At 30.7% G+C, this 6,741-nt stretch carries 10 protein-coding genes; 9 read left to right on the top strand and 1 reads right to left on the bottom strand.

The annotated features are described in order from the left end of the window. The 3 genes from ACTHW2_RS09370 to ACTHW2_RS09380 form a co-directional block, all read left to right on the top strand. Window positions 1-346: hypothetical protein (locus ACTHW2_RS09370; protein ID WP_442263674.1), on the top strand; the 346-nt coding region annotated here is incomplete at its 5' end. Window positions 347-359: 13 nt separating this feature from the next. Beyond that, on the top strand, window positions 360-734 hold the full coding sequence (locus tag ACTHW2_RS09375) for an ArsR/SmtB family transcription factor (RefSeq protein WP_442263675.1): 375 nt from the start codon (window positions 360-362) through the stop codon (window positions 732-734). Window positions 735-871: 137 nt separating this feature from the next. After that, window positions 872-1,102 carry a glutaredoxin family protein gene (locus ACTHW2_RS09380; RefSeq protein ID WP_442263676.1) on the top strand — a complete coding sequence of 77 codons (231 nt, stop codon included), beginning with the start codon at window positions 872-874 and terminating at the stop codon, window positions 1,100-1,102. Between the two features lie 50 nt (window positions 1,103-1,152). On the opposite strand, the gene ACTHW2_RS09385 is transcribed toward ACTHW2_RS09380, so the two are convergent. Beyond that, window positions 1,153-1,338 carry a DUF1858 domain-containing protein gene (locus ACTHW2_RS09385; protein WP_442263677.1) on the bottom strand — a complete coding sequence of 62 codons (186 nt, stop codon included), beginning with the start codon at window positions 1,336-1,338 and terminating at the stop codon, window positions 1,153-1,155. 187 nt (window positions 1,339-1,525) lie between these two features. Here ACTHW2_RS09385 and ACTHW2_RS09390 point away from each other — a divergent pair, with 187 nt between their 5' ends. The 6 genes from ACTHW2_RS09390 to ispE all read left to right on the top strand — a co-directional run. Next, a complete protein-coding gene (locus ACTHW2_RS09390) occupies window positions 1,526-1,891 on the top strand; it encodes a phage holin family protein (RefSeq protein ID WP_442263678.1) in 366 nt (121 codons plus the stop codon). Between the two features lie 391 nt (window positions 1,892-2,282). Next, entirely contained in the window at window positions 2,283-2,567 is a 285-nt protein-coding gene (locus tag ACTHW2_RS09395; protein WP_442263679.1) for an iron-sulfur cluster biosynthesis family protein, read from the top strand. Window positions 2,568-2,774: 207 nt separating this feature from the next. Continuing rightward, window positions 2,775-4,118 carry a magnesium transporter gene (gene mgtE, locus ACTHW2_RS09400; protein WP_442263680.1) on the top strand — a complete coding sequence of 448 codons (1,344 nt, stop codon included), beginning with the start codon at window positions 2,775-2,777 and terminating at the stop codon, window positions 4,116-4,118. A gap of 230 nt (window positions 4,119-4,348) precedes the next feature. Continuing rightward, a complete protein-coding gene (locus tag ACTHW2_RS09405; protein WP_442263681.1) occupies window positions 4,349-4,600 on the top strand; it encodes a Veg family protein in 252 nt (83 codons plus the stop codon). 104 nt (window positions 4,601-4,704) lie between these two features. Further along, on the top strand, window positions 4,705-6,240 hold the full coding sequence (locus tag ACTHW2_RS09410) for a DUF3794 and LysM peptidoglycan-binding domain-containing protein (protein WP_442263682.1): 1,536 nt from the start codon (window positions 4,705-4,707) through the stop codon (window positions 6,238-6,240). A 63-nt stretch (window positions 6,241-6,303) separates the two neighbouring features. Then, the coding region (gene ispE / locus ACTHW2_RS09415; protein WP_442263683.1) for a 4-(cytidine 5'-diphospho)-2-C-methyl-D-erythritol kinase at window positions 6,304-6,741 on the top strand (438 nt) is incomplete at its 3' end.

Here is a 6,741-nt window from a genome sequence, read left to right on the forward strand (position 1 = left end):
AGAAATGGAAGAAAAGGATGAAGATAAGAGTTTCTTACCGTACTTTAGTTATATAATAGGAGGAAATAATAAACCAAATAGGCTAGAAGAAGAGGCCGACCCTAAGAAGTTATTAAATAGATATAGACATTATATATTTGGACTATATAATGAAGGTGAAGGGGTTAAGTTTTATATGTATGGTATACCTGGAAGATTTTCTTTAGAAGATTACCCTAGAGGAGGAAGTACAGGATTTAATACATGGTTTGAAGGAGTAGAAGTACCTGGATATTGGGTACTATATATAGAACCTCAAACAGGAAAGATCTTATATCCAATAAATCCTATGATACCAAAATCTTAAAAAGGAGGATTCAATGAAAAAAACAGAAGATAAAGAAATATGTATAGGCCACTTTGCTGGAGAAGAATTACTATCTAGATTAGATAATGATTTAAAAAAAGAAAAAAACTTGATCTTTTTATCTAAAATATTTAAAGCACTTGGAGATTCCTCTAGACTAAAGATAGTTTATATCCTATCTAAATCACCCCTATGCGTATGTGATATTGCAGATGTTTTAGATATGACACAATCCTTAGTTTCTCATCACCTACGAACTCTTAGGGACTTAAAACTTGTAAAATTTAAAAGAGAAGGAAAACAAGTTATATATTCACTAGATGATGAACACGTACTGGAGTTATTAAAAGAAGGTTTAGATCACACGGCTCATATAGAACATTTATAAATCTATGTAAATAAAGGAATTTTATCTTTTGTAATACTACTGCTTATAATATTATCATGATTATTTGTGGTAAATATGGGTAGTATTAATAATACGCATTTATAAATGAAAAAATACTATTTATAGGAGGTTATAAGATGAAAAATATCGTATTATATACTAGTAGCACTTGTCCATACTGTACACTTGCAAAAGAATATTTAGAAGAAAAAGGTGCAGAATACACAGAAAAAAACGTACAAAAAGATCCTGAAGCTAGAAAAGAACTTATGGCTATGGGACACATGGGTGTTCCAGTAGTTGTTATAGATGAAGAGGAAATTGTAGGATTTGACAAAAATAAAATAGATTTAGCAATGGATAAATAAAACCTATAAATAAAGCAAGGACTCCATATGGAGTCCTTATTTTTGTGCATCTATTTATTTAATGCTTCTAGCAAATCGTCTAATTTTAAACCATGAACCATGGCTGCTTCTTCCAAACTTTCCATTTGGGAAGCTGGACAGCCTACACAACCCATACCGAACTGCATAAGGACTTCGACAGCTTCTGGTTTCTTTCTGATTAGTTCTCCTATAAGCATATCTTTGGTAATTTCCATCTTTATATACCTCCTTTTCATATCCTACTTATATAGTAGCATATAAAAAAATTTTTTTCTACTAATATTATTAACTTTTTTCCAAAATATATTAATTGAATATTTTCTCTATAGTATAAAAAATAATTAATAGGAAATTAATATATTAGAATCGATTTATTTTTATAAAAAATAAGAGGAGGAAATTATGGATAATAATGAAAGAGATAAAGACCAGGGTTTTGATATAGGAAATATGCTTTTAAGAATAGTTATAACATCAGTTGTAATAGCAATAGCGGCATTTTTCTCACCAGGATTTTCTGTTGATGGAATTGGAAGCTTACTTTTAGCTGCTATAGTTATAGGAGTACTTGACCATCTAGTTCAAAGATTTACAGGAGTAGATGCATCTCCCTTTGGAAGAGGTATAGTAGGATTTTTAGTAGCAGCTATTATACTTTATGTAACTAAGTTTTTAGTAGGAGGTTTCCATATAAATATGCTTGGAGCAATTATAGGTGCCTTAGTAATAGGAATAATAGATGCAATAATACCTAATAGAGCTATGTAAGAGGAAAGGCAGATTCTTCACTACGTTCAGAATGACAGAAGAAAACTCTAAAACAAGGATTCTTCGTCGATATGCTACTCACCTACGGCACTAGCAACATGTCTGGCGCCTCGGAATGACAAAGACTTTACTAAGCTGCAATAACAGATTCTTCACTAGATTCGAATTGCAGATACATTAACTTTATTTAAAAAGGGTTGTCTTTTTATCTTGTCATCCTGAGTGAAACGAAGGATCTAGGTTCAAGGAAAAGATTCTTCCTCGCTACACTCGTCAGAATGACAAAATGTAGCTGTGCTCCTTAGAATGACAAAAATATAGCTCTTGTTTATAGGCACATAATAAGGGTATAATGTTAATTAATACTAATAAAATATAGGGGGCTATAAAAATGCAAATTGAAATAACAGATATAGCTAAAAAAGAATTAGATGAAATAATGAAAAGTAAAGACACTGATAAACACTTAAGAATTTATGTAGCAGGCCACGGCTGAGGCGGCCCAACATTTGGTATGGCTCTGGAAGAGCCAAAAGAAGATGATCTAAAGATTGAATCAGAAGGATATAACTTTATTATAGGTGATGGACTTGATGAATTATACGGAAGATTTATAGTAGACTATAGTGATAGTATGCTTAGAAAAGGTTTTGCCATTCTTCCAAGAAAAGCATAAAAAATTAGACCTTTTTAGGTCTATTTTTTTATAATTACCTATATTTGTGCTATACTATTACATATGTAAAAAATTGAAAACAAAGGAGTGATGGTTTTGGAATCTGTGCCCTTGTACGGCCAAATTAGAAAAATATACAATATATGGAGGTTTCAAAATCGGTTACCGTTTTAAACTCCTCCATATATATAAAGAGGGGGATACAATATGAATGAAATAGACATATTACAATTAATTGAACAAAAAAAATATGTAGAACTAAAAAAAGAACTAGTAGATATGAATCCTATAGATATAGCAGAAGTAATGGATGAAATAGATCCATATACTACACTTTTAGTCTTTAGAATGCTTCCAAAGGATATAGCAGTAGAAGTGTTTTCTAAATTTACTAACTCGCAGCAAAGAGAAATAGTAAGCTCTGTTACAGATAAAGAGCTAAACCATATCTTAGACGAACTATTCTTTGACGACATGATAGATATAATTGAAGAGATGCCAGCAAATGTAGTAAACAAAATACTTCAAAACTCTACAGTGGATGAAAGAAAGCTTATAAATGAATTTTTAAAATATCCAGAAGATTCTTCAGGAACTATTATGACTATTGAATATGTAGATTTAAATCAAAATATGACAGTAAAAGAAGCACTAGAACATATAAAAGAAGTAGGTTTAAATAAAGAAACTGTATATACTTGTTATGTAGTAGATGAAAATAGGATCCTAGAAGGAATAGTATCTTTAAGAGTACTAGTTACAAGTGAAGAAGATCAGATAGTTAGAGATCTTATGGTAGATGTAGAAGATGTAGTATTTGCAAATACACATGATGACCAGGAAATAGTAGCAGACTTATTCTTAAAATATGGATATCTTGCTATCCCAGTAGTAGACAAAGAAAGAAGACTTACTGGAATAATAACAGTAGACGATATAATGGATGTCATGGAACAAGAGGCGACAGAAGACTTTCAAAAGATGGCTGCTATGGCACCAACAGAAGATGCATATTTAGGCACGAGCATCTTTACCTTAGCAAGACATAGGATAACATGGCTACTCATACTGATGGTAGGGGCAACCCTTACAGCAGGCATTATAAATAGATATGAAAATATACTTAGTTCAATGGTAGTTCTTATGGCTTTTGTACCTATGCTCATGGACACCGGAGGTAACTCAGGAAATCAATCATCTACTCTTATAATCCGTGGTATGGCAACGGGAGATGTAACATTAAAAGATAAATGGAAAGTACTTTGGAAAGAATTTAGAGTAAGTATCCTAGTAGGTATATCACTAGGTATTGTAAACTTCTTTAAAAACATATTTTTAGATGGTGTAGGAAAAGATGTAGCTATAACAGTTTCCATTACACTGTTTGCAACAGTAGTTATGGCTAAAATGGCAGGAAGTATGCTTCCTCTCATAGCCAAAAAATTAAACTTAGACCCAGCTATAATGGCAGGACCCCTTATAACTACACTAGTTGACTCACTTGCACTTATAGTATACTTTTCTATAGCATCTATGATGCTTGGTCTATAAAAAATAAAAATACAAAAAATAGCAAAAAGTATAAAAAAGCATTTGACATTTAAACTGATAAATAGTATAAAAAAGCATTTGACATTTAAACTGATAAATAGTATAATAAATACTTTATTGACATTAGTATGAAGTTGTGTTATAATATATAATAATGAGTGTCGTAGCACTCCTTTGACATCTTTAAAATATTTAAAGAGAAAATCAATGGAAGGTGGTCTCGCTAATATATGGAAAGTGTAACTCAAATTCGTAAGGACTTAGAAGGATGTATAGGTAAAACAGTTATATTAAGAGCTAACAAAGGACGTAAAAGAATTGTGGTAAGAGAAGGTGTTTTAGAATCAGCTTATCCAAATCTATTTGTTGTGAAAATAGAAAATGAATATGACAGCGTAAGGAGAGTATCATACACATATTCAGATGTGCTTACTTCTACTGTAGAAGTAACCGTATGTGAAGACGAAGAGCAAATTTCATAAATTTAAAAAACACTGTGGAAATCCATAGTGTTTTTTTATATTCATAATTTGGAGACTACCCTCATATATTTATATAAGAGTTAAAGTATATAGGGGGGGATTGTATGTCCATTGAAATAATAAAAGAAAACTTTAGTATTGAAAAAATGATAGGAAAGGGAGATGTACAGAGCTTAATAGAGACAGAGGTGTACTTAAACATACCAATTGAAGATGTAGAAAAGGTGATTTGGGTACATGGAGACATAAGAATACAAAACACTATGATAATAAGAGATAAAATCCTAGTTAACGGTACTATAAACTACAACATACTTATGAAAGACAAAGAAGATAAGCTACAAACTTTAGAAGCTGTAAAAGACTTTAATGAAGAAATATTTATAAAAGATATAAAAGAAGATATGGAATCACGAGTAAAAGGAAAGATAGAATATATAGAACATGAAATAGAAGAAAATAGAATAGCTATAAAAACTCTAATAGATTTAAAAGGTCAAGTCGAAACTTTAAAAGAACTAGAAGTTATAGAGGCAGTAGAAGACTCTAACGATCTAGAGGTTTTAAAAGAACATTTAAAATATAGGCAAAGCTATGGAAGTGATAGATCAACTATATCTATAGAAGAAAGTTTTATCATAGATATGAACAAACCGCCTGCAGACAAGGTATTAAAGTTTTTTGTAGATCCTAAAGAGATAGAATCTACTGTAGTAGAAGATAGAATAGTTCTTTCGGGTGAAGCTATAGTTACGCTTATATGTTTAGGTGAAGGAGAAATATATTCTGTAAAAGAAGCTGTAGATTTTAACCATTTTCTGGAAATACCAGGTGCTTTGGAAGGATCTAGAGGTCTAGTAGATTTAAATGTAGAAGCTGCAGACTACGAAATATTAAAAGATGAAAATGATGAACTTAGACGAGTAGCTGTAAGCATTACAATAGAGGCAGATGGAAAAGTTTATAAAGAGGACTCAAAAGAGCTTCTTATAGACGCTTATTCTATAAAAGAAAAGATAGATATAGAAAAAGAAGAATTAGTTCTTTTGGAAGAAATAGATTGCTTGAAATATGAAGAAGCTATCGACTTAGAAGTATCTATAGATGCAACAGATATCTTAGATATAAGAAAAGAGAACCATATACTTGAAAATTATTACGAAAATGGAAAAGTACACATAGATGGAATATTAAATTTAGGTATCTACTATATAGATAGGATAGAAGATACAATAGCCTCAAGGGATGAAGAAGTTCCATATAGAATAGAACTTCCATATGATAAAGAAGTAGAAGACCCAGTATTTCATATAGATGAAAAAGTTAGGGAAATAGACTTTTTAATAAATAGGGAAAATGTAGGTATAGATACAACTATTTCTTTCCAAATATCTTTGAAAAAAGAAAAAACTATAAATGCTATAAAAGATATTTTTGAAACAGGTGAAATAATAGATAAAAAATCAAAACCAAGTATTATAGTATATATAGTACAAAAAGGTGATATTCTCTGGGATATAGCAAAGAGATACAATACTACTATGGAAGATATACTAAGTTCAAATGGACTTCCAGAAGACCATAAGCTAGAAGTTTTAGACAAGATAATAATAGAGAAAAATGTCAATCTAAGTCTCTAATTATATTAAATTCTATGTTACTATGATATAATACTCCATATAATCTATATAAGGAGATAGGAAATGAAAAAAATAGTAACTTATGCTTATGGCAAGATAAACTTAAGTCTAGATATCCTTTCAAAGAGAGAGGATGGATATCATGAAATAGAAAGTGTAATGCAAGAGATAGATTTAAAAGATAAATTGACATTTGAAAGCCTTGATAAAGGTATAATAATAGAGTCAAATAGTCCACATATACCATTAGATTTCCACAACTTAGTTTATAAAGCCTGGGAAAAAATGAAGTTATACACAGGTATAGATCGAGGAATACATGTAAATATAGAAAAAAATATACCCGTTGCCGCAGGTTTAGCTGGTGGAAGTAGCAACGCAGCTGTGACATTTAAAGCTCTAAACACACTTTGGGATCTAGATCTTTCTAAAGAAAAACTTATGGAACTAGCAAAGGATATAGGAGCAGATGTACCATTTTGTATATTAGGCGGAACAGCT

Source organism: Tissierella sp. (assembly GCF_052089545.1).
Classification (GTDB): domain Bacteria; phylum Bacillota; class Clostridia; order Tissierellales; family Tissierellaceae; genus Tissierella_A.

What these genes read in the sequence shown, in the direction of transcription:
- ACTHW2_RS09375 (WP_442263675.1), top strand. Translation starts at nt 360, where the DNA reads ATGAAAAAAACAGAAGATAAAGAAATATGTATAGGCCACTTTGCTGGA.
- ACTHW2_RS09380 (WP_442263676.1), top strand. Translation starts at nt 872, where the DNA reads ATGAAAAATATCGTATTATATACTAGTAGCACTTGTCCATACTGTACA.
- ACTHW2_RS09385 (WP_442263677.1), bottom strand. Translation starts at nt 1,338, where the DNA reads ATGGAAATTACCAAAGATATGCTTATAGGAGAACTAATCAGAAAGAAA.
- ACTHW2_RS09390 (WP_442263678.1), top strand. Translation starts at nt 1,526, where the DNA reads ATGGATAATAATGAAAGAGATAAAGACCAGGGTTTTGATATAGGAAAT.
- mgtE (WP_442263680.1), top strand. Translation starts at nt 2,775, where the DNA reads ATGAATGAAATAGACATATTACAATTAATTGAACAAAAAAAATATGTA.
- ACTHW2_RS09405 (WP_442263681.1), top strand. Translation starts at nt 4,349, where the DNA reads ATGGAAAGTGTAACTCAAATTCGTAAGGACTTAGAAGGATGTATAGGT.
- ACTHW2_RS09410 (WP_442263682.1), top strand. Translation starts at nt 4,705, where the DNA reads ATGTCCATTGAAATAATAAAAGAAAACTTTAGTATTGAAAAAATGATA.